Source organism: Agromyces indicus, from assembly GCF_031432295.1.
In the GTDB taxonomy this organism is placed as follows: Bacteria; Actinomycetota; Actinomycetes; order Actinomycetales; family Microbacteriaceae; genus Agromyces; species Agromyces indicus.
Genome location: NZ_JAVKGS010000001.1, coordinates 516,407 through 538,601 on the forward strand (window position 1 = coordinate 516,407; position 22,195 = coordinate 538,601).

General features: G+C 73.0%; 26 protein-coding genes. 15 read left to right on the forward strand and 11 right to left on the reverse strand.

Translation table 11 applies throughout. From position 1 onward, the window contains the following. Positions 1 to 840 (reverse strand): alpha/beta fold hydrolase, encoded by an 840-nt coding sequence (locus tag RH861_RS02450; protein WP_310519597.1) that lies wholly within the window; start codon positions 838 to 840, stop codon positions 1 to 3. Positions 841 to 1,050: 210 nt separating this feature from the next. On the opposite strand from RH861_RS02450, the gene RH861_RS02455 reads away from it, so the two are divergent. The 3 genes from RH861_RS02455 (at position 1,051) to RH861_RS02465 (ending at position 4,228) form a co-directional block, all read left to right on the forward strand. Next, positions 1,051 to 1,848 (forward strand): polyprenol monophosphomannose synthase, encoded by a 798-nt coding sequence (locus RH861_RS02455; protein ID WP_310519598.1) that lies wholly within the window; start codon positions 1,051 to 1,053, stop codon positions 1,846 to 1,848. Positions 1,849 to 1,976: 128 nt separating this feature from the next. Next, positions 1,977 to 3,608 carry an FG-GAP repeat domain-containing protein gene (locus tag RH861_RS02460; protein ID WP_310519599.1) on the forward strand — a complete coding sequence of 544 codons (1,632 nt, stop codon included), beginning with the start codon at positions 1,977 to 1,979 and terminating at the stop codon, positions 3,606 to 3,608. A 131-nt stretch (positions 3,609 to 3,739) separates the two neighbouring features. Beyond that, the gene (locus RH861_RS02465; RefSeq protein ID WP_310519600.1) at positions 3,740 to 4,228 is read left to right on the forward strand and encodes an MSMEG_6728 family protein; all 489 of its coding nucleotides are present in this window, start codon (positions 3,740 to 3,742) and stop codon (positions 4,226 to 4,228) included. Between the two features lies 1 nt (position 4,229). On the opposite strand, the gene RH861_RS02470 is transcribed toward RH861_RS02465, so the two are convergent. Then, positions 4,230 to 5,015: an SDR family NAD(P)-dependent oxidoreductase gene (locus tag RH861_RS02470; RefSeq protein WP_310519601.1), complete on the reverse strand. Its 786-nt coding sequence runs from the start codon at positions 5,013 to 5,015 to the stop codon at positions 4,230 to 4,232. 138 nt (positions 5,016 to 5,153) lie between these two features. Between RH861_RS02470 and RH861_RS02475 the strand changes: the two genes are divergently transcribed. From RH861_RS02475 to RH861_RS02485, 3 genes are read left to right on the forward strand one after another with little or no spacing between them, the layout of a single operon-like run. Next, entirely contained in the window at positions 5,154 to 5,360 is a 207-nt protein-coding gene (locus tag RH861_RS02475) for a hypervirulence associated TUDOR domain-containing protein (RefSeq protein WP_310519602.1), read from the forward strand. A 14-nt stretch (positions 5,361 to 5,374) separates the two neighbouring features. Beyond that, positions 5,375 to 5,851 carry a hypothetical protein gene (locus RH861_RS02480; protein ID WP_310519603.1) on the forward strand — a complete coding sequence of 159 codons (477 nt, stop codon included), beginning with the start codon at positions 5,375 to 5,377 and terminating at the stop codon, positions 5,849 to 5,851. A 1-nt stretch (position 5,852) separates the two neighbouring features. After that, positions 5,853 to 6,200 carry a hypothetical protein gene (locus RH861_RS02485; RefSeq protein WP_310519604.1) on the forward strand — a complete coding sequence of 116 codons (348 nt, stop codon included), beginning with the start codon at positions 5,853 to 5,855 and terminating at the stop codon, positions 6,198 to 6,200. Positions 6,201 to 6,219: 19 nt separating this feature from the next. Here the strand turns inward: RH861_RS02485 and RH861_RS02490 are convergent, their stop codons facing one another. Continuing rightward, positions 6,220 to 7,257, reverse strand: a complete 1,038-nt coding sequence (locus tag RH861_RS02490; protein ID WP_310519605.1) for a lactonase family protein — start codon at positions 7,255 to 7,257, stop codon at positions 6,220 to 6,222. After that, a complete protein-coding gene (locus tag RH861_RS02495; protein ID WP_310519606.1) occupies positions 7,254 to 8,540 on the reverse strand; it encodes an alpha-hydroxy acid oxidase in 1,287 nt (428 codons plus the stop codon). Before RH861_RS02495 ends, RH861_RS02490 begins: the two co-directional genes overlap by 4 nt. A 165-nt stretch (positions 8,541 to 8,705) precedes the next feature. Between RH861_RS02495 and RH861_RS02500 the strand changes: the two genes are divergently transcribed. Together RH861_RS02500 and RH861_RS02505 are read left to right on the forward strand one after the other, a co-directional pair. Then, a complete protein-coding gene (locus RH861_RS02500; RefSeq protein ID WP_067946763.1) occupies positions 8,706 to 8,978 on the forward strand; it encodes a hypothetical protein in 273 nt (90 codons plus the stop codon). 87 nt (positions 8,979 to 9,065) lie between these two features. Beyond that, on the forward strand, positions 9,066 to 9,575 hold the full coding sequence (locus tag RH861_RS02505; RefSeq protein WP_310519607.1) for a DUF1707 SHOCT-like domain-containing protein: 510 nt from the start codon (positions 9,066 to 9,068) through the stop codon (positions 9,573 to 9,575). Positions 9,576 to 9,597: 22 nt separating this feature from the next. Here the strand turns inward: RH861_RS02505 and RH861_RS02510 are convergent, their stop codons facing one another. Beyond that, entirely contained in the window at positions 9,598 to 10,677 is a 1,080-nt protein-coding gene (locus tag RH861_RS02510) for an NYN domain-containing protein (RefSeq protein WP_310519608.1), read from the reverse strand. A gap of 148 nt (positions 10,678 to 10,825) precedes the next feature. Between RH861_RS02510 and RH861_RS02515 the strand changes: the two genes are divergently transcribed. Further along, a complete protein-coding gene (locus RH861_RS02515; RefSeq protein WP_310519609.1) occupies positions 10,826 to 11,776 on the forward strand; it encodes an FG-GAP repeat domain-containing protein in 951 nt (316 codons plus the stop codon). A 90-nt stretch (positions 11,777 to 11,866) separates the two neighbouring features. Next, positions 11,867 to 12,784, forward strand: coding sequence for an FG-GAP repeat domain-containing protein (locus RH861_RS02520; RefSeq protein WP_310519610.1), 918 nt, complete (start codon positions 11,867 to 11,869; stop codon positions 12,782 to 12,784). 20 nt (positions 12,785 to 12,804) lie between these two features. On the opposite strand, the gene RH861_RS02525 is transcribed toward RH861_RS02520, so the two are convergent. Continuing rightward, the gene (locus RH861_RS02525) at positions 12,805 to 13,758 is read right to left on the reverse strand and encodes a 2-hydroxyacid dehydrogenase (protein WP_310519611.1); all 954 of its coding nucleotides are present in this window, start codon (positions 13,756 to 13,758) and stop codon (positions 12,805 to 12,807) included. A 59-nt stretch (positions 13,759 to 13,817) separates the two neighbouring features. Between RH861_RS02525 and RH861_RS02530 the strand changes: the two genes are divergently transcribed. Beyond that, positions 13,818 to 14,453, forward strand: coding sequence for a hypothetical protein (locus RH861_RS02530; RefSeq protein WP_310519612.1), 636 nt, complete (start codon positions 13,818 to 13,820; stop codon positions 14,451 to 14,453). A 34-nt stretch (positions 14,454 to 14,487) separates the two neighbouring features. Here the strand turns inward: RH861_RS02530 and RH861_RS02535 are convergent, their stop codons facing one another. Both RH861_RS02535 and RH861_RS02540 read right to left on the reverse strand, forming a co-directional pair. Continuing rightward, entirely contained in the window at positions 14,488 to 15,918 is a 1,431-nt protein-coding gene (locus RH861_RS02535) for an MFS transporter (RefSeq protein ID WP_310519613.1), read from the reverse strand. 5 nt (positions 15,919 to 15,923) lie between these two features. Then, positions 15,924 to 16,346 (reverse strand): MarR family winged helix-turn-helix transcriptional regulator, encoded by a 423-nt coding sequence (locus RH861_RS02540; protein WP_310519614.1) that lies wholly within the window; start codon positions 16,344 to 16,346, stop codon positions 15,924 to 15,926. A gap of 94 nt (positions 16,347 to 16,440) precedes the next feature. Between RH861_RS02540 and RH861_RS02545 the strand changes: the two genes are divergently transcribed. Beyond that, positions 16,441 to 17,289: an alpha/beta fold hydrolase gene (locus RH861_RS02545; protein ID WP_310519615.1), complete on the forward strand. Its 849-nt coding sequence runs from the start codon at positions 16,441 to 16,443 to the stop codon at positions 17,287 to 17,289. A 120-nt stretch (positions 17,290 to 17,409) separates the two neighbouring features. Here the strand turns inward: RH861_RS02545 and RH861_RS02550 are convergent, their stop codons facing one another. After that, positions 17,410 to 18,030, reverse strand: coding sequence for a histidine phosphatase family protein (locus RH861_RS02550; RefSeq protein ID WP_248597922.1), 621 nt, complete (start codon positions 18,028 to 18,030; stop codon positions 17,410 to 17,412). A 74-nt stretch (positions 18,031 to 18,104) separates the two neighbouring features. Between RH861_RS02550 and lplAB the strand changes: the two genes are divergently transcribed. Further along, complete coding sequence (gene lplAB, locus RH861_RS02555) at positions 18,105 to 19,154, forward strand: lipoate-protein ligase LplAB (RefSeq protein ID WP_310519616.1); 1,050 nt, start codon at positions 18,105 to 18,107, stop codon at positions 19,152 to 19,154. 83 nt (positions 19,155 to 19,237) lie between these two features. After that, complete coding sequence (locus tag RH861_RS02560) at positions 19,238 to 19,558, forward strand: hypothetical protein (RefSeq protein ID WP_248597924.1); 321 nt, start codon at positions 19,238 to 19,240, stop codon at positions 19,556 to 19,558. 53 nt (positions 19,559 to 19,611) lie between these two features. Here RH861_RS02560 and RH861_RS02565 read toward each other — a convergent pair whose 3' ends face one another. Continuing rightward, positions 19,612 to 20,118 carry a flavodoxin family protein gene (locus RH861_RS02565; RefSeq protein WP_231878591.1) on the reverse strand — a complete coding sequence of 169 codons (507 nt, stop codon included), beginning with the start codon at positions 20,116 to 20,118 and terminating at the stop codon, positions 19,612 to 19,614. A gap of 105 nt (positions 20,119 to 20,223) precedes the next feature. On the opposite strand from RH861_RS02565, the gene RH861_RS02570 reads away from it, so the two are divergent. Further along, positions 20,224 to 21,126: a DNA-methyltransferase gene (locus RH861_RS02570; protein ID WP_310519617.1), complete on the forward strand. Its 903-nt coding sequence runs from the start codon at positions 20,224 to 20,226 to the stop codon at positions 21,124 to 21,126. A 3-nt stretch (positions 21,127 to 21,129) separates the two neighbouring features. On the opposite strand, the gene RH861_RS02575 is transcribed toward RH861_RS02570, so the two are convergent. Further along, the gene (locus tag RH861_RS02575; protein WP_067948178.1) at positions 21,130 to 22,155 is read right to left on the reverse strand and encodes a LacI family DNA-binding transcriptional regulator; all 1,026 of its coding nucleotides are present in this window, start codon (positions 22,153 to 22,155) and stop codon (positions 21,130 to 21,132) included. Between the last annotated feature and the right edge of the window lie 40 nt (positions 22,156 to 22,195).

The window sequence follows — 22,195 nt, forward strand, 5'->3', positions numbered from 1 at the left end:
CTACTCGAGCGAGTCCGCGAGGAACGTCAGCAGCGCCGCGTTGACCTCGTCGGCGTGCGTCCACAGCAGGCCGTGCGGGGCGCCCGGGATCTCGACGTACTGCGCGGCGGGGAGGCGCTTCGCGAACTCCCGGGCGGTCGCGTCGATGGGCAGGATCCGGTCCGCGGTGCCGTGCAGGATGAGCGACGGCACGTCGATGCGCTCGATGTCGCCGCGGAAGTCGGTGAGCCAGGTGTCGACGCACGCCGACGCGGCGTACCACGAGGCCTGCGCCGCGGTCGCCCAGCTGCCGCGCACGGCCGCCTCCGAGATGCGAGAGCCGAGGTTCTCGTCGAGGTTGTAGAAGTTCTCGAAGAACGAGTCGTACCAGGCGAACCGGTCCTCCTCGGCCTGCGCCTTCAGCCCGTCGAAGTCGGGTGCCGCTCCGGCGGGGTTGTCGTCGCTCTGCCGCAGGTACGGCTGCAGCGACCCGAGGAAGGCGGCCTTCGCGACGCGGGCGCTGCCGTGGGCGCCGAGGTAGCGTGCGACCTCGCCCGTGCCCATCGAGAACCCGACGAGCGCGACCTCTGTGAGGTCGAGGGTGTCGAGGAGGACCTTCAGGTCGGCGGCGAACGTGTCGTAGTCGTAGCCCGTCGCGGGCTTGCTCGACCGGCCGAACCCGCGGCGGTCGTAGGTGATCACGCGGTGGCGCGACGAGAGCAGGGCCCGCTGCTGCTTCTCCCACGACTGCCCGTCGAGCGGGTAGCCGTGGATCATCACGACGGTCTGGCCGACGCCGTGGTCCTCGTAGTAGAGCTCGATCGGTGCGGAGTTCTCGGTTCCCACTTCGATGTACGGCATACGTCCCCCTGGTGCGTGGTGTGGTGTGGCGCAAGTCCAGCACCCCGCGGGCCCCCGGGCAAGGGTGGGCGCCGACCGGCCGGTCGCACACCCCGGCGTGCTATGGCGGGCGCCCCGGACTGGGGGTCGGCGGCGGCATCCGCGGGTTCGGACCCCGTGCGGAGCGCGGGTACGATTCCACTCGTGCCGTCGCGACCTGAGGAGCCACGCATGACCGGGCCGCTGGTGGTGATCCCCACCTACAACGAGCGCGACAACCTCGCCGAGATCGTCGCGCGCGTGCGTGCGGCGGTGCCGGCGGCATCCGTGCTCGTGGTCGACGACAACTCGCCCGACGGCACCGGCGAACTCGCCGACGAGCTGGCGCGAGCGGATGCCGCGGTGCACGTGCTGCACCGGGCGGGCAAGGCCGGGCTGGGCGCCGCGTACCTCGCCGCGTTCGACTGGGCCCTCGCGCGCGGACACGACCCCGTGGTGCAGCTCGACGCCGACGGGTCGCACCTGCCCGAGCAGTTGCCGCAGCTCCTGGCGGGCCTCGAGTCGACGGATGCCGCGGGCCGGCCCGCCGACGTCGTCATCGGCTCGCGCTGGGTGCCCGGCGGTGCGGTCGTGAACTGGCCGACGCGTCGCATCTGGCTCTCGCGCGCGGGAAGCGCCTACTCCCGGTGGATGCTGCGCCTGCCGGTGCGCGACGCGACCGCGGGCTACCGGGTCTTCCGCGCCGAGGCGCTGCGCGACCTGCACCTCGAGGAGGTGCACACCCGCGGATACGTGTTCCAGGTCGACATGACGTGGCACGCGGCGCTCGCCGGGCTGCGCATCGTCGAGGTGCCCATCACGTTCGTCGAGCGCGAGCGAGGCAGCTCGAAGATGAGCGTCGACATCGTGCTCGAGGCGATGCTCCGCGTGACGCGGTGGGGGCTGGCCCTGCGGTTCGGACGCGGACGGCGGGCGGGTGCCCACGCGCCGGACCGCCGCCGTCCGATGCCGGGTGCCGCGCGGGAGTGACCTCGGGGCGCCTCTTGCGCCCCCCGTTCGGGTGACAAGTGCGGCGGTGGCCTCGCGGGGCGGTCCGGCGCTGCTACGTTCGCGCTAGCAGCGTGGCTCCCGAACACCACGTGTGCGGAAAGGCGACGATGTCGCGCAGATCTGCGGCCCTGTCCCGCACCCTGTCCGGCCTCCTCAGCGGGGCGCTCATCCTCACCACCCTGCAGCTCGCCGCGGCCCCGGCCTCGGCCGTATCGGAACCCGATCGGGATCCGGCTGCGCTCCTCGAGGCGGCGGCCGTCGAGTCGCCCGCCGCGCCGCCGGGGCCGCTGGACGGGGCGCCCGACGGCGCGACGAGCGCGACGGGTCACGCGGTCGACACGTCGTCCGCGGCCTCCGAGGTCGTCGCCGACGGTGCGATCCTGCGCGGCGCGGTGCAGAACATGGACGATGCGCCGCTCGCGGGGATCACCGTCACCGCGTACGGGTACTCGGACGACCAGCCGGAGATCCCGGTCGCGATGCGGCAGGTCGTGTCCGGGGCGGACGGCCGGTGGGAGATCTCCGGCATCGACGAGGTGGCCGACCGCTGGATCGTGGAGTTCGTCGATCCGCAGGAGCGGTACGCGACACAGTTCTGGCAGCGGGCCACGGAGTACCGTGCGCCCGTGCCCATCGAGTTGGGAGAGGGCGCCGTGGTCGAGGGGATCGACGCGGTCATGCAGCTCGTCTCGACGATCACCGGCCGGATGACCGGCCTGCCGGCGGGACTCGTGGCACTCGACCAGTACGTCTGGCTGCACGTCTACGACTGGGACCGCGGGGACTGGGTGAACGTCGCCGAGGCGGAGGTCGCCGCCGACGGCACCTTCTCGTTCAGCGGGCTGGGTCCGGACTACTACGTGGTCCGGGGGTTCGCCGTCACCGAGCGCGGCGTCGGGCTGGCGCCGTCCGGGGTGGTCCTCGTCAACGAGGGGCAGGAGCAGCGCGTCGACCTCCGGCTCGAGCGCGCGGTCGACGGGCCGAACCGCGACTTCTCCGGCGACTGGCGGGACGACGTCCTGGCGATCAACTCGACCGGCAAGCTGCTGATGTACGCCGGGAACGGCAACGGCGGGTGGGCCGCCCCCGGCGACCAGGTCGGCTTCGGGTGGAACACCCTCGACATCGTCTTCCCGGTCGGCGACTTCTCCAACGACGGGTACACCGACCTGATCGGGCGGTCGACGGCCGGCGATCTGTGGCTGTACCGGGGGAACGGCAATCGCGGGTGGGCGGGGTCCGTCAAGCTCGGCCCCGGATGGGGCGGCTTCACGAGCGTGTTCGCCCCGGGTGACTTCGACGGCGACGGCTTCGTCGACGTGATGGCGCGCGATCGGGCCGGCGCACTCCTCCTCTACCCGGGCAACGGCGTCGACGGCTTCCGCGACCGACCCAGGGTGATCGGGTCCGGCTGGCAGGGGTTCACCGCCCTCATCGGACCCGGCGACTTCGACGGCGACCAGCACGTCGACGTGCTCGCGCGCGATTCGGCCGGCCGGCTCTGGCTCTACCCCGGCAACGGTTCGGGCGGCTGGCTCCCCAAGCGCCAGGTGGGCTCCGGCTGGCAGGGCTTCACCGCCATCGCCGGAGCCGGTGACTTCTCGGGTGACTGGGTACCCGACCTGATCGCGCGGGACTCCTTCGGCCGGCTCTTCCTCTACCGCGGCGACGGGCAGGGCGGATGGCGCGGCTCGACGCTCATCGGCTCGGGCTGGAACGGCCTCCGGCTCGCCAACTGAACCGGGGTGGGCGCGGCGGAGTCAACCCGTCGCGCCCGTCGCCCTTCCACGCCTAGCGTGGTCGGACGCGAGGCGCCGCGGACGCGAGGCGCCGCGGACGCGAGGCGCCGCGGGCGCGGGGGAGGCATGCGATGCAGACGTTCCTCCCCTTCGCCGACTTCGATCGCAGCGCGGCCGCGCTCGACTCGGTGCGATTGGGCAAGCAGCGCGTCGAGACCCTGCAGGTGATGCGCGCGCTGACGATCCCGGGCTACGGCTGGCGGCACCATCCGGTGGTGAAGATGTGGCGCGGCCATCGACCGGCGCTCATGGCCTACCAGGACGCCGTCTGCGACGAGTGGGAGCGTCGCGGTCACGCCGACACGTGCCGGCCGAAGACGCTGGTCGAGCTCGACGTGGTGGCGGCGGACGGGAAGCGGTACCGCGCGGGCGACATCGTCGTCCCGCCGTGGGTCGGCGACGAGGCCTTCCACCGTTCCCACCGGTCGAACCTGCTCCGCAAGGACCCGGTGTACTACGCCGAGACGGCCGCCGACGTGCCGCCCGACCTGCCGTACGTGTGGCCGAGCGCCACCGCCACAGACCGTGCCGGCATGACCGACCCCGGCCGGACCGCGTGACTCAGCGCCGCTCCTCGGCGACGGTGTTGCCGCCGTCGACGGCGATGAGCTGGCCGGTCACGTACGAGGCCCCGGGCGTCGCGAGCCACGCGGCCGCGGAGGCCACCTCGTCGGGGCGGCCGCTGCGGGCGACGGGGACGAGCATCCCCTCCTCCGCCTCGCTCGGCAGCTGGCTCGCGGTGGCGATCCAGCCCGGCGCGACGGCGTTCGCCGTGATGCCGAAGACCGCCTCGTCGACCGCGAGCGCCCGCACGTAGCCGAGCATGCCGGCCTTGGCGGTGGCGTAGCCGACGTCCCCGCGCGACGCCATCAGCGGGCCCGAGACGCTCGAGATGCAGACGACGCGGCCCCACCCGACGTCGCGCATGCCCGGGAGCATCGCACGGGTCAGCAGGAACGCCGTGGTCAGGTTCATCGCGAGGTGCGCATTCCAGTCGGCGAGGCTCATGGTGCCGTCGCCGTGCAGCATCTCCGGATCCCCCGAGGCGATCATGCCCGCGTTGTTCACGACGATGGTGGGGCGGATGCCGGCGGAGGCCAGCTCCGCGGCCAGGTCCTCGACCTGCTCCTCGACGTCGAGGCGGGCGATGATCGCGGTCGCCGTGATCCCCGCCCGCCGGAGCTCCTCGGCACGCTCGTGCACGCGCTCGCTCGTGGCGGTGAGCACGAGCCCGGCGCCCAGTTCGCCGAGCGCACGGGCGGTCGCGAATCCGATGCCGTGCGGGCTGCCGGCGCCGCTGACGATCGCCACGCGACCGTCGAGGTTCCACATCGATGGCACGTCCATGGCGTCATCGTAGGCACGGCGCGCGTGCCCGCGCACGGCGTCGCCGCGACCCGTCAAGGGGTTGGGTGCGGCTGCCGCCCGGCGTAGCCTCACGAGGAGGCGGCCGGCACCGGTCCGCCGCGACGCGAAGGGGAGTGCATGGTCGCCGTCAACGACCGGGTGAGCTGGGCCACGTCGCAGGGACGCACCAGGGGCAGGGTCGTCGAGCGCCGCACGTCGGACTTCACGTTCGAGGGGCAGCGGTTCACGGCGAACTCCGACGAACCCGCGTTCATCGTCGAGAGCGAGAAGACCGGCGCGCGTGCCGCGCACAAGGGTTCCGCGCTGCGGGTGCTGAAGAAGTAGGAGGAGGATCGCGCATGACGAAGACCACGACCGACCGCGAGGCCCGACGGGCCGCGAAGCGTGCCGTGAAGGAAGCTCGGAAGGCCGGCAAGGAGACGAGCAAGCTCGCCTCCTCGCTGCCGGAACCGGCCAAGTCGAAGGTGAAGGCCGCGGCGAAGGCCGAGCAGGCCCGGATCGACGACGCGAAGCGTGCGACATCCGATCGTCCCCACGCCGCCAAGCGCGTCGCCCGGCGCTCGTCGGCCCGGCTCGAGCGCGTCTCGGTGCGCTACGGCACCGCGGGCGGCCGCGCATCGTCGAAGGACGCGTCGAAGAAGGGCAGCCGGTCCGGCACGATCAAGCAGCAGCGGGCGCAGGTGAAGCAGCCGTCGCGCATGGCCGTGTTCAGCGCGTTCCGCACCGCGCTCGCCGGACTGACCACGCCCACCGACCAGAAGCAGGCCCGTAAGACGGCGAAGACGCGGGTCCGCCGGATGAAGCGGGCGGCGTGACGTGGCCACCCGGCTGAACGAGACGGCGCTGCGGCATGCCCGGTCGCTGGTCCGCGACGGCCGGGTGGTGCGCGACGAGCGCGACGACTGGAGCGAGCACGCGCCCGCCGCTGCCGACGAGAACCGCTTCATCGACCGCGAGGGGTGGACGGAGTACCGGCACTGGCACCTCGGGGTCGACGACGACGAGAAGGACGAGACGAAGGGCGCCTATACGTTCCCGTACGGCGACTTCTCGAAGGTGCACCGCTGCGCCGTGATCTCCCTGGAGAGCCGGGCGGGCCAGTACGGCCACGACGACATCCGCGACGCCGCGAAGAAGCTGCTCGAGCTCATCGACGCCGACTGAGCGGATGCCGCGCCGTCGCTCAGTCGAGCGGCAGGATGCAGGCGGGCGCGGTGAGGTCGAGCGCGCGGCGCGTCCCGCCCGTGACGAGGTCCACCTCGACGAGCGCATCGCCCTCCTGAGCGGCGACGACGACCGTCCGGTCGTCGAGGTGCGCGTGGTGGCGCGGCCAGCGGGCGCCGATGGGGTGTTCGGCGGCAACGCGCGGGTGCGCGGCATCCGTCGCATCGAACACGGACACCGCGTCGCGACCGCGGACCGTCACGGTGAACTGCCGTCCCGAGGGGGCCACGTCGAGGTGCGACGGCTGGACGACGTCGTCATCATCGGCAGGCGGCCGGACCACGGCGGGCTCGGTGCCGGCCGCGCGTGCCGAGGTCGCGTCGACCTCGAACGAGTGGAGGCGCCCGTCGAGCTCGCCGACGACGTGGAGGACGCCGTCGCGGACGAGCAGGTGGCGCGGGCCCGTGCCCGGCGCGAGCTCGATGGTGCGCACGATGCGGAGGGTCGCCGTCGCGGCATCCGTCGTCTCGGCCGGGTCGATGACGAACTCGTGGACGGCGTCGCCGCCGAGGTCGCTGACCACGTGCGTGCCCCACGGGGTGGGGACGACCTGGTGCGCATGGGGTGCCTCCTGCCGGTCGGCCACCGGGCCGGTTCGCGGGGGCAGCGCCAGCGTGGAGGGCCGGCCGAGCCACCCCGCCGCGTCGACCGGCACCGCCGTGACCGAGCCGCTGCCGTAGTTGGCGACGAGCACGACCCCCGCCGCCGCATCGACGGCGACGTGGCACGGGTGCGTCTCGCCGTGCTCGACCGAGTCGACCGGTTCGATCGCGTCGCCGACGGCGTGGAAGGTCGAGACCGACCCGGACTCGTCCTCGCCGACCGCGACGAGCAGGTCACCCGATCGTGCGACGAACGACGCGTTCGACGCCTCGGCCGACGCGAGGACCCGCCACTCGCCGTCGGCGGACCGCTCGACGAGGTGCAGCCCGGGTCCCGGGCCGTCGGGGGTGTACGACCCGATCGCGAAGCGGCGCGCTGCGCCTCCGCCGCTCACAGCTGCACCGGCATCCGCTCGGACGCGGCCTCGGCGGCCAGCGCCGTGGGCCGCGCGATGGGAACGAGCCGGGTGAGCTGGGTCACGTGCTTCGGGGTCAGCTCGTCGAGCGTCGCGACCTCGAGCAGCTTCATGGTGCGCACGATCTCGCTGCGCAGGATGTCGATCGCGCGGTCCACGCCGCGGCGACCGCCCGCCATGAGGCCGTAGAGGTATGCGCGGCCGACGAGGGTGAAGCGGGCGCCGAGGGCGACGGATGCCACGATGTCGGCGCCGGACATGATGCCGGTGTCGAGGTGCACCTCGAGGTCGTCGCCGACCTCGCGCACCACGTCGGGCAGGAGCAGGAACGGCACGGGCGCGCGGTCGAGCTGGCGGCCGCCGTGGTTGGAGAGCACGATGCCGTCGACGCCGGTGTCGGCGAGGAGCTTGGCGTCCTCGACGGTCTGCACGCCCTTGACGACGATCTTCCCGGGCCAGAGCTCGCGGATCTCGTCGAGGTCGGCGAACGAGATGGTCGGGTCCATCGCCGCGTCGAGCAGTTCGGCCACGGTTCCGCCGGTGGAGGAGAGCGAGGCGAACTCGAGCTTGGGCGTGGTGAGGAAGTCGATCCACCATCCCGGGCGGGGGAGGGCGTCCAGGATCGTGCCCAGGGTGAGCTGCGGCGGGATCGAGAAGCCGTTGCGCCGATCGCGCAGTCGTGCGCCGGCGACCGGGGTGTCGACGGTGAAGAGCAGCGTGTCGAACCCGGCCGCGGCCGCGCGTTCGGCGAGGCCGTACGAGATCTCGCGCTGCTTCATGACGTAGAGCTGGAACCAGTTGCGCCCGGTGGGGTTCGCCGCCTTCACGCCCTCGATCGACGTGGTGCCGAGCGTGGAGAGCGTGAACGGGATGCCGGCCGCGCCGGCCGCAGCGGCCCCGGCCTCCTCGCCCTCGGCCTGCATCAGGCGCGTGAAGCCCGTGGGGGCGATGCCGAACGGCAGCGCGCTCGTGCCGCCGAGGACCTCGCGGCTCGTGTCGACGACGGGCACGTTCCGCAGGATCGACGGGTGGAACTCGATGTCGAGGAATGCCTGCCGTGCGCGCGCGAGCGAGATCTCGCCCTCGGCCGCACCCTCGGTGTAGTCGAACGGCGCCTTCGGCGTACGGCGCCTCGCGATGTCGCGCAGGTCGGCGATCGTGAGCGCCCGCTCGAGGCGGCGATCGGTCGGGTTCAGCGTGGGTCGCTTGAACCGCAGGAGCTCGGCGAGCTCACGCGGGTTCGGGACCTGGCGCTGCACCATCCCCCCTCGTTCCGACGTCTCGTCTGACACCGTAGCCGATGCGGTCGGACCCGGCCGGGTCGATCCTCAGCCCGACGGGCCGGTCGCGCAACCCCCTGACAGCCGTCAGCCGGCCCGCGCAGACTGGGAGCGACGGCGCGCCCGCGCCGCGGAGGGAGTGCGAACGTGAGCGACATCAACACGCCCCGGGGCGGCGAGCACCCGCAGGAACCCGCCGAGGGCTTCGGCGAGGGCGGTGCCCCCGACGAGCGCCGCCACCCCGACCAGCCGGCCGAGGGCGGCGACGAGGACACGCCCCCGGACGACATGTCGTCGTACAACATCCAGCCGCCGCCCACCGAGGACGGCGAGGTCCCGGGCGTGCCCGACGCGAGCGGCGCGCTCGAGGGCGGCACCGAGGACGAGCCGGGCGCGAACGCGACCGGCGTCGGCGCCTGACCCGCGCTTCGGGGCGGACGGCCGCGCGCATCGACCGCGGGCCGTTCGCCCCTTCGCGCGCCCGAGCGGATCGGGCACGCTGGGCGCATGAGCGGATACGCCAACCCGGACCGGCCCGACGAACGACTGAGCACCGCGGAGCGGGAGGAGGCCGTCACGCGGCTCTCCGAGTTCCACGTCGAGGGCCGGATCACCTCGCCCGAGTTCGACGAACGCGCCGCCGCCGCGCGCGCGGCGGTGACGCGCGGCGACCTCGTGCCGCTGTTCGCCGACCTGCCCTCGGCCGGACCCTCGTGGGAGTCCGAGCCGTGGGCCGCAGCCCCCGCGGCGTCGGCCGCCACCGGGACGCCGGGGCCGCCCCTCCCGCCGCCGCCCGCCTCCGCCGCACTCGCGGCCGGGCCGGCGCGCACCTCCCGCGCGCTCGGCGGACGGGTCGGCGACACGGTGATGGCGCTCACGCCGTTCCTCGCGTTGGCGCTGTTCTTCCTGTTCGGGTTCGCCGGCGGCTTCGTGTGGTCGTGGCTGTGGTTCCTGATCATCCCCATCGTGGCGATCGTGATCTACGGCCCGACCGGGAAGCCCGACTCGGAACGCTGAGCCGGCTGCGGGCCGCCTCCGATCAGCCCTTCTTCGGGCGGATGCGCACCCGGTTGTTCCCCGGCGTCTCGTCGAGTTCGACGACGCCGCCGCGCGACTTCAGGAAGTCGGTGAACGTCGGGAAGCCCAGCCGTCGCTCCTGGAACGACGGGTCCATGCGCAGCATCTGGTTCTTGACGGCGCTCGACCCCTGCCACTCCTGGTCGTTCTTCGCGCGCAGCAGCTCGAGCGCCTTGAGGAGCAGCCGACCCGGGTTGCGCGTGGTGCCGGCGGCCGCGTCGTCCGCAGCGGGCTCGACGGGGGCGACGAACTGCACCGCCCTGGGGGAGCCCTTGGGCGCCGCCGCCTCGGCGGGCGCGGTGCTCTCGGGCGCCGCGTCAACGGATGCGGCATCCGTCACCGACTTCGACGAGGCGCGCCGACGGCGCGCGGGCGCGGGCGTCGGCTCGGCTGCCGGCCCGGGCTCGGGCGCGCCGGTCGTCGACGACTTCGGCTCGGCGCCTCTCGACGTGGCGCGGTCCTCGTCGTCCGCGACCGCCGCATCCGTGGCCAGCAGCGCGTCGTAGTCGGCGTATTCGTCGCAGGCGGCCGTGAGCGCTCGGCTCGTGCCGCCGGCGACGCCGATGCCGACGACGTAGCGGCCGAGCTTCTTGGCCTTCTGCGCGAGGGCGACGTAGTCCGAGTCGCCCGCGACGATCACGATGTGCGACAGGTCCTGGATCATGAAGAGGTCCTCGATCGCGTCGACCGAGAGGCGGATGTCGGCGCCGTTCTTCGTCGCCGAGAGCGGGAACAGCTGGACGAGGTCGACCGCGCGGTCGATGAGCTGGCCGCGGTAGCTGGCGTTGACCGGCGTCGACCAGTCCGCGTAGGCGCGGGCGATCGCGATCGTGCCGAACGTCGCCGCGAAGTCGAGCACGGCGTCGATGTCGACCGTGGCCTGCTGCAGGCGCTTCCACGCCTGGGTGCCGGGAGCGACCGTCTTGGTGCGGCTGGTGTCCTTGCGATACGAGCTGTCGCCGTGCAACTGGTCGTACCGGGAGATGACGATGTTGTCGAAGTCGAAGTAGAGCGCGACCCGGGGTTCTGCCGTAGTGGCCATGTCGACCTTCCGTCGGGGTGTCCCCCGATCGTAGGCCCCGGCCGTGGTCGGCGCCGCCTCAGGGCTCGCGCGCCCGGATCATGGCGGCACCGGTACCACGCCGGTATCGTGGACGCACCCTGCGGACCCAACCCTGCTGGAGGTCGTCATGCCGCACCGTCCGCCATCGACCGTTCCCCGGTTCGCGCGTCTCCTCGCGACGGGCGCGGGCGCTGCACTCCTCTTCACGACGGCGATCACCGGCCCCCCGGCCTCCGCGATGCCCGCTGCCGCACCCGCGACGGCGCCCGTCCGACCCATGATGGCGCCGCAGGTGCCGAACGGCGGGCCGGACCGCGACTTCGACGGCGACGGCGTCGCCGACGTGCTCGCCATCGGCGGGACCGGCGAACTGCTCCTCTACCGGGGCACCGAGGCCGGTCCGCTTCGCGCGGGTACCCGCGTCGGCAACGGGTGGGCCAACTTCGACCTCGTCTTCGCCGTGGGCGACTTCTCGGGCGACGGCCGCCCCGACGTGATGGCACGCGACCTCGGCGGCGACCTCTTCCTGTACCGGGGCGACGGCAACGGCGGCTGGCTCGGCGGCGGTCGCGTCGGCTACGGCTGGCAGGGGTTCACCGCGATCCTCGGCGCGGGCGACTTCAACGGCGACGGCACGAGCGACGTGATCGGCCGCGACGCCTCCGGTCGATTGCTGCTCTATCCCGGCAACGGCGCCGGCGGGTGGCTGCCTCCCACCCAGATCGGCTCGGGCTGGGGCCGGCTGAAGTTCCTCTCCGCGGCGGGGGACATGGACTTCGACGGAGCCGCCGACGTGCTCGCCGTCGCCTACGGCGAGGTCGAGGGTCCGGCCCCGGGCTGCGGCAGCGGCGCCGACCTCCTGCTCTACTCCGGCAGCGGGCGCGGCGGGTTCGCCCGCTCCGGGGCGATCGGCTCGGGATGGTGCCCCTTCAACACCGTGATGGGCGGCGGCGACCGCGTCCTCATCACCCGCGACGCCTCCGGTACCCTGCTCCGATACGTGCGCACCGGACCCGCCTCGTGGGCCTCGCCCGTGGTCGTCGGCACCGGTTGGAGCAACCTGCGCATCGTCACCTGAGGTTCCGCGCGTCCTGGCGGATGCGGATGTACCCCGAACAGGGGTACATTGGGCGAACCCTGCCGGATCCGGGACGTTCGGGAGACCCTGATGACCGCACTGCCGCACGCTCGCCATCGTCGTTCGCTGATCGCCCTCGCGGGCATCGCGGCCCTCGTGGGACCGCTCGTCGCCGTCGCCGCCCCGGCGACGGCCGCACCCCTTGGCGGACCGGTCGCCGCCGTGGTCGCCGCGCAGGGGTCCGGCCCCGAGCGGGACTTCTCCGGTGATGGCATCGACGACACCCTCGCGATCAGCGAGTCGGGCGATCTGCTCATGTACCGGGCCACCGGCAGCGGTTCGCTGACGGGCGGAGTGCGGATCGGCACCGGTTGGAGCGGGTTCGACCGCGCCTTCGTCCCCGGGGACTTCACCGGCGACGGCCGTGCCGACGTGATGGCGATCAACGCCGCGGGCGACCTCTTCGTCTACCCCGGCAACGGCACCGGCGGGTGGCTCGCGCCGTACCAGGCGGGGCGCGGCTGGCAGGGGTTCATCTCGGTGTTCGGCGCCGGCGACCTCAACAGCGACGGCGCGCCCGATGTCGCAGCCCGCGACCCCCAGGGACAGCTGCTGTTCTACCCCGGCAACGGTCGTGGCGGATGGCTGACGCCGCGAGTCATCGGCACCGGCTTCGCCGATTTCCAGCACGTGGTCGGCGCGGGCGACCTCGACTTCGACGGGCGCGCCGACGTCGTCTCCACCCCGAGCGCCAACGACGAGGGCCAGACGATCGCCTGCGGGTACGACCTGCACCTCTACTCCGGCACCGGCAACGGGTCGCTGCGCAACAGCGGCGCGATCGGCTCCGGGTGGTGCACCTTCACCGCCGTGACCGGCGGTGATCGCGTGCTGATCGCGCGCGACCCGTCCGGCGTGCTCTGGCGGTACGTCCGCACGGGGCCGTCATCGTGGACCACCGGGAATGCGATCGGCTCCGGCTTCAACTCGGTCCGCCTCGTCGGCTGACGCGTCGGTCGCTCGGGCGATCAGGTGCGGAGCACGACGTTCCGCGGCTCCTCGCCGCGTCGCATCCGTTCGATCTGGTCTCGCAGCAGCCGTGCCATGCGCGGCATCATCGCGGTCGTGGCGCCGCCGACGTGCGGGGAGATCAGCACGTTCGGCAGCGCGAAGAGCGGGTGCCCGTCGGGCAGGGGCTCGGGATCGGTGACGTCGAGCGCGAAGCGGAGCCGCCCGCTGGACGCCTCGGCGAGGATCGCGTCCGTGTCGGCGACCGGCCCCCGAGCGACGTTCACCACGAGCGCACCGTCGGGCAGCGCGGCGAGGAACTCGGCGTCGACGAGGCCGGCCGTGGCATCCGTCAACGGCACGACCACGATCACGATCTCGGCTCGGGGGAGCAGCGCGGACAGTTCGTCGATGCCGTGGACGCGGCCGGCGTCGTCGTCGCGCGCACGGCTCGCGACGCGCGTCAGCTCGACCTCGAACGGCGCGAGGCGGGCCTCGATCGCCCGGCCCACGCCGCCGTAGCCGAGGAGGAGCACGCGTCGGTCTGCGAGGCTCGCGTGGCGCGCCGGTGCCCATCGCCCCTCGGTCGCCGCTCGCACGAAGTCGGGCAGGCCGCGCTGCGCCGCGATCGCGAGGCCCACCGCGAGCTCGGCCGTCGAGGTCTCGTGCACGGATGCCGCGTTGGCGAACACGTGCCCCGGGGGCAGCGCCGCGGCGATGTCGTCGTACCCGATCGACTGCGACTGCACGAGGCCCACGTCGAGCCCCTCGAGCGCGCCGAGGCGGGCGGACGCCCCCATGTACGGCGGCACCACCACGTCGATGCGGCGACCGGATGCCGCGCCGGGGGGCGGGCCGGCCAGGTCCCACTCGACCAGCTCGACCCCGTCGGGCACGCCGCCGCGTGTCTGCTCGAGCGCGCGACGGAGCGTCGCGCCGGGCACGGTCACGAGGAGGGGCCGGGTCTCGGTCATGCGACGATCCTCCCAGAACGTCCGCGTCGGCGACCGGGGCGGATGCTACCGTGACGCTCATGGACGAGAGGGCGGGGGCGTCCGACGGGGTGGCCGCGCCACCGGCGGGTCGTCCTGATGCGATCGACGTCGACGGCGCCGCGGTGGTGGGCCATCCCGCGCGTCACGGTCGAGCCCACCGGCTTCACCGGGAGCGCTCGCGGCGGCCGCGCGAGGAACTCGCCGAGGCGCTGAAGGAACGCGTGTACGCGAGCTTCACGGGTCTCGCGATCGTGCTCGTGCAGCTCGAGAACGTGGAGCATGTCGGGGCGGCGCGCGCCACCGCCACGCTGTTCATCGGCATCGTCGCGATCACGGCGGCGGGCTTCGTCGCCGATGTGGTCGCCCACGTCGCCGTGCACGGCGGATTCCCCAACCGGGCGGAGGTCGGCCGGATGCTGCGCGTCTCGGGCACCGCGATCGCCTCCGCGGCGGGACCGCTCGTGGTGCTGGCACTCGCCGCGTTCGGGCTGTTCGATCTCGAGCCCGCGCTGCGAGCCGCCTCGATCCTCTACCTCGTGACGCTCGGCCTCATCGGGTTCGTCGCCGTGCGCCGCACGCGCGCCGAGTGGTGGAAGCAGTTGGTGGCGCTGGGCGCGCTCGTCGCCCTCGGTCTCGCCGTCGTCGCGCTGCAGCAGCTCGCGCACGGCCACTGATCCGCCCGGCGCGGCAGCCGCACCCGCGCGCAGCTCACGCCCGGTCGGGTGCCGTTCCCGCTCGAGCCGGTCGGCCGGGGGTCGGCCCGAGGGAGAGCGGGCCGGTGCGTCGCGCGGCGACGTGCGCCGCGGACGGCGCCGCCGTGGGCGTCGCATCCGGCCGGGTGACCGCGACCGGACGGGTGACCGGCACCGCGATCGCCGCGGTCGGCGCCTCGGCGTAGTCGAGTCCGAAGCGCGGCATCCACCCGTCGGCCGGATGCCGGACGACCCGCAGCCCGCGCGCGACGATGAGCCAGCCGATCCCGATCAGCGCGGCGATACCGGCCGCGACGGCGGCGACGCCGAGCGCCCAGCGCGGACCCCAGGCGTTCGCCACGGCGCCCACGATCGGCGCGCCGATGGGCGTGCCGCCGGAGAGGATCGCCATGTACAGCGCCATCACGCGGCCGCGCAGCAGCGGGTCGGTCGTGGTCTGCACGTAGCCGTTCGCCGTGGTCAGCATGGTCACCACGGTGAAGCCGATGAACACCGTCGACGCGGCGAACAGCCAGTACGTGGGCATGACGGACGCCACCGTCGCGGCGACGCCGAAGAACGCGACCGCCGCGATGATCACGCGCATGCGGGCGCGCTCGCGCTTGGCGGCGAGCAGCGCGCCGGTGAGCGAACCGATGGCGAGGATCGACGACAGCAGCCCGTACTCGCCCGCGCCGCGGCCGAACTCGACGGCCATGGTCGAGGCGAAGATGGGGAAGTTCATGCCGAACGCGCCGACGAGGAACACGATGACGAACACGACCACGAGGTCGGGGCGGCCTGCGGCGTAGCGGAAGCCGGCGACGAACTGGCCGCGCTCGCGCGGCGCCCGCGGCATCCGTCGCAGCCTCGAACCGCGCAGCTTGGCGAGCGCCACGAGCACCGCCACGAACGTGATCGCGTTGATGACGAACACCCAGCCGGAGCCGACGAGGACGATGAGCAGGCCCGCGAGCGCCGGCCCGATCATGCGGGCGGCGTTGAACGAGGCGGAGTTCAGGGCGACCGCGTTCGACATGTTCGACGACGACACGAGGTCGGCGACGAACGTCTGGCGGGCGGGCAGGTCGACGGCGTTGACGATGCCGAGGAGGCCGGCGAAGACGTAGAGGTGCCACAGCTCGGCGTGGCCGAAGATGAGCAGCGCGCCGAGGGCGAGGCCGAGCGCCATGAGCGCCGACTGCGTGAACATGAGGACCTTGCGCCGCTCGAACCGGTCGGCGATGAGCCCGGTGACGGGCACGAGCAGGAGCTGGGGCGCGAACTGCAGCGCCATCGTGATGCCGACGGCGAACGCGTCGTTGTCGGTCAGCTCGGTGAGCACGACCCAACTCTGGGCCGTGGCCTGCATCCAGGCGCCGATGTTGGAGATGAGCGCGCCGATGAACCAGATGCGGTAGTCGACCGACGCGAGGGAGCGGAACATGGCTTTCACAGGGTGGCGAGGTCTCCCATCAGTTCGGCGGCTCGGGCGAGGGTGGCGCGATCCTCCTTCGACAGGTCTCGAAGGCGCGTGGTGAGCCACGCGTCGCGCTGCTTGAGGGTGGTGGTGACGATGTCGCGGCCGGCCTCGGTGAGGCGGATGTTGCTGCGCCGCCGGTCGGCCTCATCGGCCTCGCGCACGAGGTAGCCGGACTCCTCGAGGCAGTTGACCGTGCGGTTCATCGAGGGTGCGGACACGCGCTCGTGCTCGGCGAGCTGCGTCAGCGTGAGCGGCCCGCGCTTGTGCAGCCAGCCCAGCACCGCGAACTGCCCGTCGGACAGGCTCGGGTCGACCCGCTCGGCGCGGAGCCGGCGGGCCAGTCGCAGCGTCGACATGCGGAGCGCGGTGCTCTGCTCGGCGATCGTCCCCATGGGTTCCTTAGCATAACAAATTAGCGATGCTAAGTAAAGCGGATGCCGCGCGGCGCCCGCCGCACCACCCCCGCGTCGATGCCAAGATGAGCGCATGGCGACGTTCACCGATCCGTACGGGGTGCGCATCCACTACGAGCACTGGCGCGTGCCCGAGCCGGTCGCGGTCGTGCAGCTCGTTCACGGCGTCGGCGAGCACATCGGCCGCTACGGCGAACTCGTCGCCGAGCTGAACGCCGCCGGGTACTCGGTGTGGGCCGACGACCACCGCGGTCACGGCCAGACCGGGTTCGAGCAGCACGGCGGCGACCTCGACCGCATGGGCCGGCTCGGTCCCGGCGGATTGCGCGCCGCGATCGACGACGTGCACCGCTTCACGGGCGTCATCCGCGAGACCGAGGGCGGCGACGTGCCCCTCGTGCTGCTCGGCCACTCATGGGGCTCGCTGATGGCGCAGATCATCGTCAACCGCTCCGCCGAGGAGTACGACGCCGTCGTCCTCACCGGCACGGCCTACCGGATGCCGCCGCACATGAACTCGGGCGACCTCAACCGCCGGCACCGCCACCTCGGCACGACCGGGCTCGAGTGGCTGTCGCGCGACCCGGCCGTCGCCGAGGCGTTCGTGCGCGACCCGTACACGACCGCCGTCCCGCTGCAGGAGCTCTTCGGACTCATCGAGGCCGCCCGGCTGGTGGGCCGCCCGCGCCGGTCGCTGCCCGCTGAGCTGCCCGTGCTCATCATGGTCGGCTCCGACGACTCGCTCGGCGGCGAGCAGAGCGCCGTCCGGCTCGCGAACGCATACGCCCGTCGGTCGGGCCTCGTCGACGTCACCCTCGTGGTCTACGACGGCGCCCGCCACGAGATCTTCAACGAGACCAACCGCGAGGAGGTCCGCGCCGACCTCGTCCGCTGGCTCGACGAGCGCTTCGCCGTCGACTGACCCCCTTCTCAGGACGACACGCCGACGGGTCACGCCGACCGCGGCGTGTCGTCCTGAGAAACCCGCCGAATCGGCCGCCGGTCCTGAGAAAAGGAGGTGCCCGAGCGAGCGGATGGCGGGTCAGGGGCGGGGCGGGATGTTGAAGCCGAGCAGGCGGGCGCGGCGCTCGCCGCCGAGCTCCTCGAACCGCAGGATCGTCGGCGCGCAGTTCTCGACGACCGGGAACAGCTCCCGGTAGCGGTCGGGGTCGATGCCGAGCAGCTCGCACAGCACGAGCCGCATGAGCGTCGCGTGCGTGACCACGAGCACGCGCCCGTGCGGAAACTCGTCCACGAGCTCGAGCAGCGCCGGCAGTGCCCGCGCGACGCCCTCGACCCCCGACTCGCCGGCGGGCATCGGCTGGCGGGCCGGATGCCGCTCGAAGGCCGCCCACTCCGCCGGCATCCGCTCGTCGAGCTCGCCCGGGGTGAGGCCCTCGCCCGCGCCGAAGTCGATCTCCACGAGCCGCGGGTCGATCCGCACGTCGAGGCCGGTGGCGGCCGCGGACGGCGCCGCCGTGAGGCGCGCCCGCTGCAGCGGCGAGGCGACGACCGCCGAGAGGCGCGCCCTGGCGGCCCACTCGGCGAGCTCGTCGGCCTGCGCGCGTCCGTGGTCGGTGAGCTCCACGTCGGACGAGCCCGCGTACCGGTGCTCGGCGTGCCAGACGGTCTCGCCGTGGCGGACGAGGAGGAGCGTGCTCATCGCGGCATCCGTTCTGTCGTCGGATCGGACCTGGCCCGAGCCTACGCCCGGCCCCGGGTCCGTAGGCTGGGCCCATGCACGGTGAGTACAAGGTTCCCGGCGGCAAGCTCGTGGTCGTCGACCTCGACGTGGTCGACGGCGCGATCCGCAACCCGCGCGTCGCGGGCGACTTCTTCCTCGAGCCCGACGAGGCGCTCGACGACCTCAACGCGGCGCTCGAGGGGCTGCCCGCCGCATCCGAGGCGAAGCAGATCGCCGCGGCGATCACCAAGGGGCTGCGGCCCGATGCCGTCATGCTGGGCTTCTCGCCCGAGGCGGTCGCCGTCGCCGTGCGCCGGGCGTTGACGGATGCCACCACCTGGGCCGACTACGAGTGGGAGATCGTGCACGATCCCGCCGTGTCGCCGCGCCTGCACCTCGCGCTCGACGAGGTGCTCGCCACGCGGGTCGGCGAGGGGCGCCGCAAGCCCACGCTGCGGTTCTGGGAATGGGAGGAGTCGGCCGTCGTCATCGGCTCGTTCCAGTCCGTGCGCAACGAGGTCGACCCCGACGGCGCGGCGAAGTACGGCTTCGACGTGGTGCGCCGCATCTCGGGCGGCGGCGCGATGATGATGGAGAAGGGCAACGTCGTCACCTATTCGCTGTACGTGCCCGCCGAGCTCGTGCAGGGCATGAGCTTCGCCGACTCGTACGCGTTCCTCGACGACTGGGTGCTGCAGGGGCTGCGGGCGCTCGGCATCGAGGCGACGTACCAGCCGCTGAACGACATCGCGAGCCCGGCCGGCAAGATCGGCGGCGCCGCGCAGAAGCGACTCGGGTCGGGCGGCGTGCTGCACCACGTGACGATGGCGTACGACCTCGACAACGAGAAGATGCTCGAGGTGCTGCGCATCGGGCGCGAGAAGATCAGCGACAAGGGCATCGCGTCGGCCGCGAAGCGCGTCGATCCGCTCCGCTCGCAGACGGGCCTCGCGCGGGCCGAGATCATCGAACGGCTGAAGCAGACGTTCGCCGAGCTGTACGGTGCGACGTCCGGTTCGGTGACCGCCGACGAGCTCGCCGAAGCGGAGGCGCTGGTGGCCTCCAAGTTCGCGACCGAGGAGTGGCTGCAGCGCGTGCCGTGATCGGCGTCGCCTCCTGCGAAACCCGCGGCGCCGGCTGGGGAACCGCTGAACGTGAGCGGATGTCACGCCGTTAGACTCGCCGGGTGGATTGGTGGATGGCGTTGCTCATCGCCGGCGCGGTGCTCGCGTTCGGCGCGCTCGCGGTGCGCCTGCGCTGGATCGACCTGTCGGACAAGACCAAGCAGGGCAAGCCGAGCGGCTCGGCCGTCCTCATGATCGGCGACGAGGTGTTCGCGCCGCGCAAGTACGAGGCGCAGGTCGAGGTCGACCGCCAGGCGCGCCTGCCCGTCCCGGCGCCGGTGCCCGGCGACGGCGACAAGGGCATCTCCTACGCGGCGGCCGACGCCGGCGACGACGACCCGGACCGGTTCCGCGGTCGCATCCGCCTCGACGTCGAGCGCTGAGGCGCGGCATCCGCTGACGCGGACCGCGCGCCGTCGCAGCGCCGCAGCGCGCCCTAGGCGTCGACGAGCGTCGCCCCCCACTCGCGCGCCCGCGTGAGCTCGCCGTCGGCGACGGGGCCCGAGTAGCCGTGCACCCCGAACGTCACCGGGTGATCCACCGGCCGGAAGCCCTTCGAGACGAGCTTCTTCAACGCCTTCTTCGCGGCCGAACCGGGAAGGCGCGGCTTCACCGTGCGCGTGTCGAACGTCGCGACCGCGATCGGCGACGACGGCGGGGCGAGCGCGTCGAGCCACTCGCGGATCCCGCGCGCGGGAATCGTCGTCGCGCCCTGCTGGCGGGCGGACTCGCGCGTGGACTCGGTGGTCATCGAGAACGCGTGCGTCGGCCCGCCGACGATCACGAGGTCCACATCGGGGTCGATCTCGTCCGCCGCCGAGACGGCCTCGACCACGTCGACCGCGTCCACGCCCTCGCTCGACCGCAACCCCTCGGCGATCGCACGCGCGAGCTCGCCCGTGTTCCCCCAGATCGTCTCGTACACCACCAGCGCGCGCATCATGCTCCTCGCTCCTCCGTTCGGGTCCTGGCGGGCCACGTTACGGCGGCGCGTGCCGTGCCGAGTGGGACCTTCGGCCGGTGGCGTGCGCACTGGCAGACTTGACCGGTGCCCGTCGCCGAGCCCGACCGCGTCATCCACGCCGACAACCTCGACGTGCTGCCGACCCTCGCCGACGGCTCGTTCACGCTCGTCTACCTCGATCCGCCGTTCAACACGGGGCGGGCGCAGTCACGGCAGTCCACCCGGCACGTGCGGCAGGGCGTGACGGATGCCGCGGCGCCGGCGCCGTCCGGCACCATCACCGGGTTCGCCGGCAAGCGGTACGAGCGCATCCGGGGCGACCTCATGCGGTACGACGACCGGTTCGACGACTACTGGGGCTTCCTCGAGCCGCGCCTGGTGGAGGCATGGCGGCTGCTCGCCGACGACGGCACCCTCTACCTGCACCTCGACTACCGCGAGGCGCACTACGCCAAGGTGCTGCTCGACGCGCTGTTCGGACGGGAGTGCTTCCTCAACGAGCTCATCTGGGCGTACGACTACGGCGGGAAGTCCAAGCGTCGCTGGCCGACGAAGCACGACACGATCCTCGTCTACGTGAAGGATCCGGAGCGGTACTTCTTCGACTCGGCCGCCGTGGATCGGGAGCCGTACATGGCGCCCGGCCTCGTCACGCCCGAGAAGGCGGCGGCGGGCAAGCTGCCGACCGACGTGTGGTGGCACACGATCGTGTCGCCGACCGGCCGCGAGAAGACGGGGTATCCGACGCAGAAGCCCGAGGGAGTGCTGCGTCGGATCGTGCAGGCGTCGAGCCGGCCCGGCGACTGGGTGCTCGACGCGTTCGCGGGGTCCGGCACGACGGGCGCCGTCGCGCGGTCGCTCGACCGGCGGTTCGTGCTGATCGACGAGCACGCGGACGCGATCGACGTCATGCGCCGCCGGTTCGCGGAGGCCGGCGGCATCCGCTTCGAACGACCGACGCCGACCGACGCGGCCGCCGGCGCCTGAGGCCTACGCCGACGCGCGACGCACGAGGCGCGTCGCCATGATGTTGCGGTGCGGCACGTCCTCGCCGGCGAGCAGGCGCAGGAGCAGGTCGGCCATGAGGTAGCCCATCTCCTCCGAGGGCTGGTGCACGGTCGTGAGCGGGATCGCCGAGGACGTGGCCGCGGGGCTGTCGTCGTAGCCGACCACGGCGATGTCCTCGGGCACCCGCCGGCCGCGCTCGCGGAGCACCGAGAGCGCGCCCGTGGCCATGAGGTCGCTCGCGACGAACAGCCCGTCGAGGTCGGGTGCGCGGTCGAGGAGTCGCCGGGTGGCATCCACCGCGCCGGCGACCGAGAAGTCGGCGGTCTCGACCGCGTCATCGGGCAGGCCGGCGGTCGCGACCGCGCGCCGGTAGCCCTCGAGCCGGTCGACGGCGGCGGGCATGTCGAGCGGACCCGTGATGGTGCCCACGCGTCGGCGGCCGATCGCCAGCAGCCGCTCGGTGGCGGTCATGCCGCCCTCGATGTTGTCGACGTCGACGAAGATGTCGTCGTCGGTGATGTTGGGCGGCCGGCCGCCGAACACCATCGGCATCTCGTGCGCGGCCTCGTGCAGCGAGTGGTCGCCCTCGTGGTGCGAGACCACGAGCGCGCCGTCGACGACGCCGGATCGCAGGTACCGGAGGGTCTTGCGCGTCGGGTCGCTCGTCGACAGCAGCAGGTTCAGCAGGTACTCGCTGACATCGAGCCGGCGCGTGATGCCCTGCACGATCGCGGCGAAGTACGGGTCGCCGAAGAACCGGGTGGTGTCCTCGGGCACGACGAGCGCGATCGCGCCCGACGTGCGGCTCGCGAGCGAGCGCGCCGCACGGTTGGGAACGTAGTTGAGCTTCGCGATCGCCTCGTTGACCACGCGCACGACCTCGGGCGAGACCTTCGGCGAGCCGTTCACGACGCGGCTCACGGTCGCACGCGACACGTTGGCCTCTCGCGCGACCATCTCGAGGGTCGGCGCGGGCGGACGCGCCCCGGACCCGATCACCCCCTGCATGCCGTCAGTCTATTTCCGGGTGGCACGCGGTGGTCGGGTC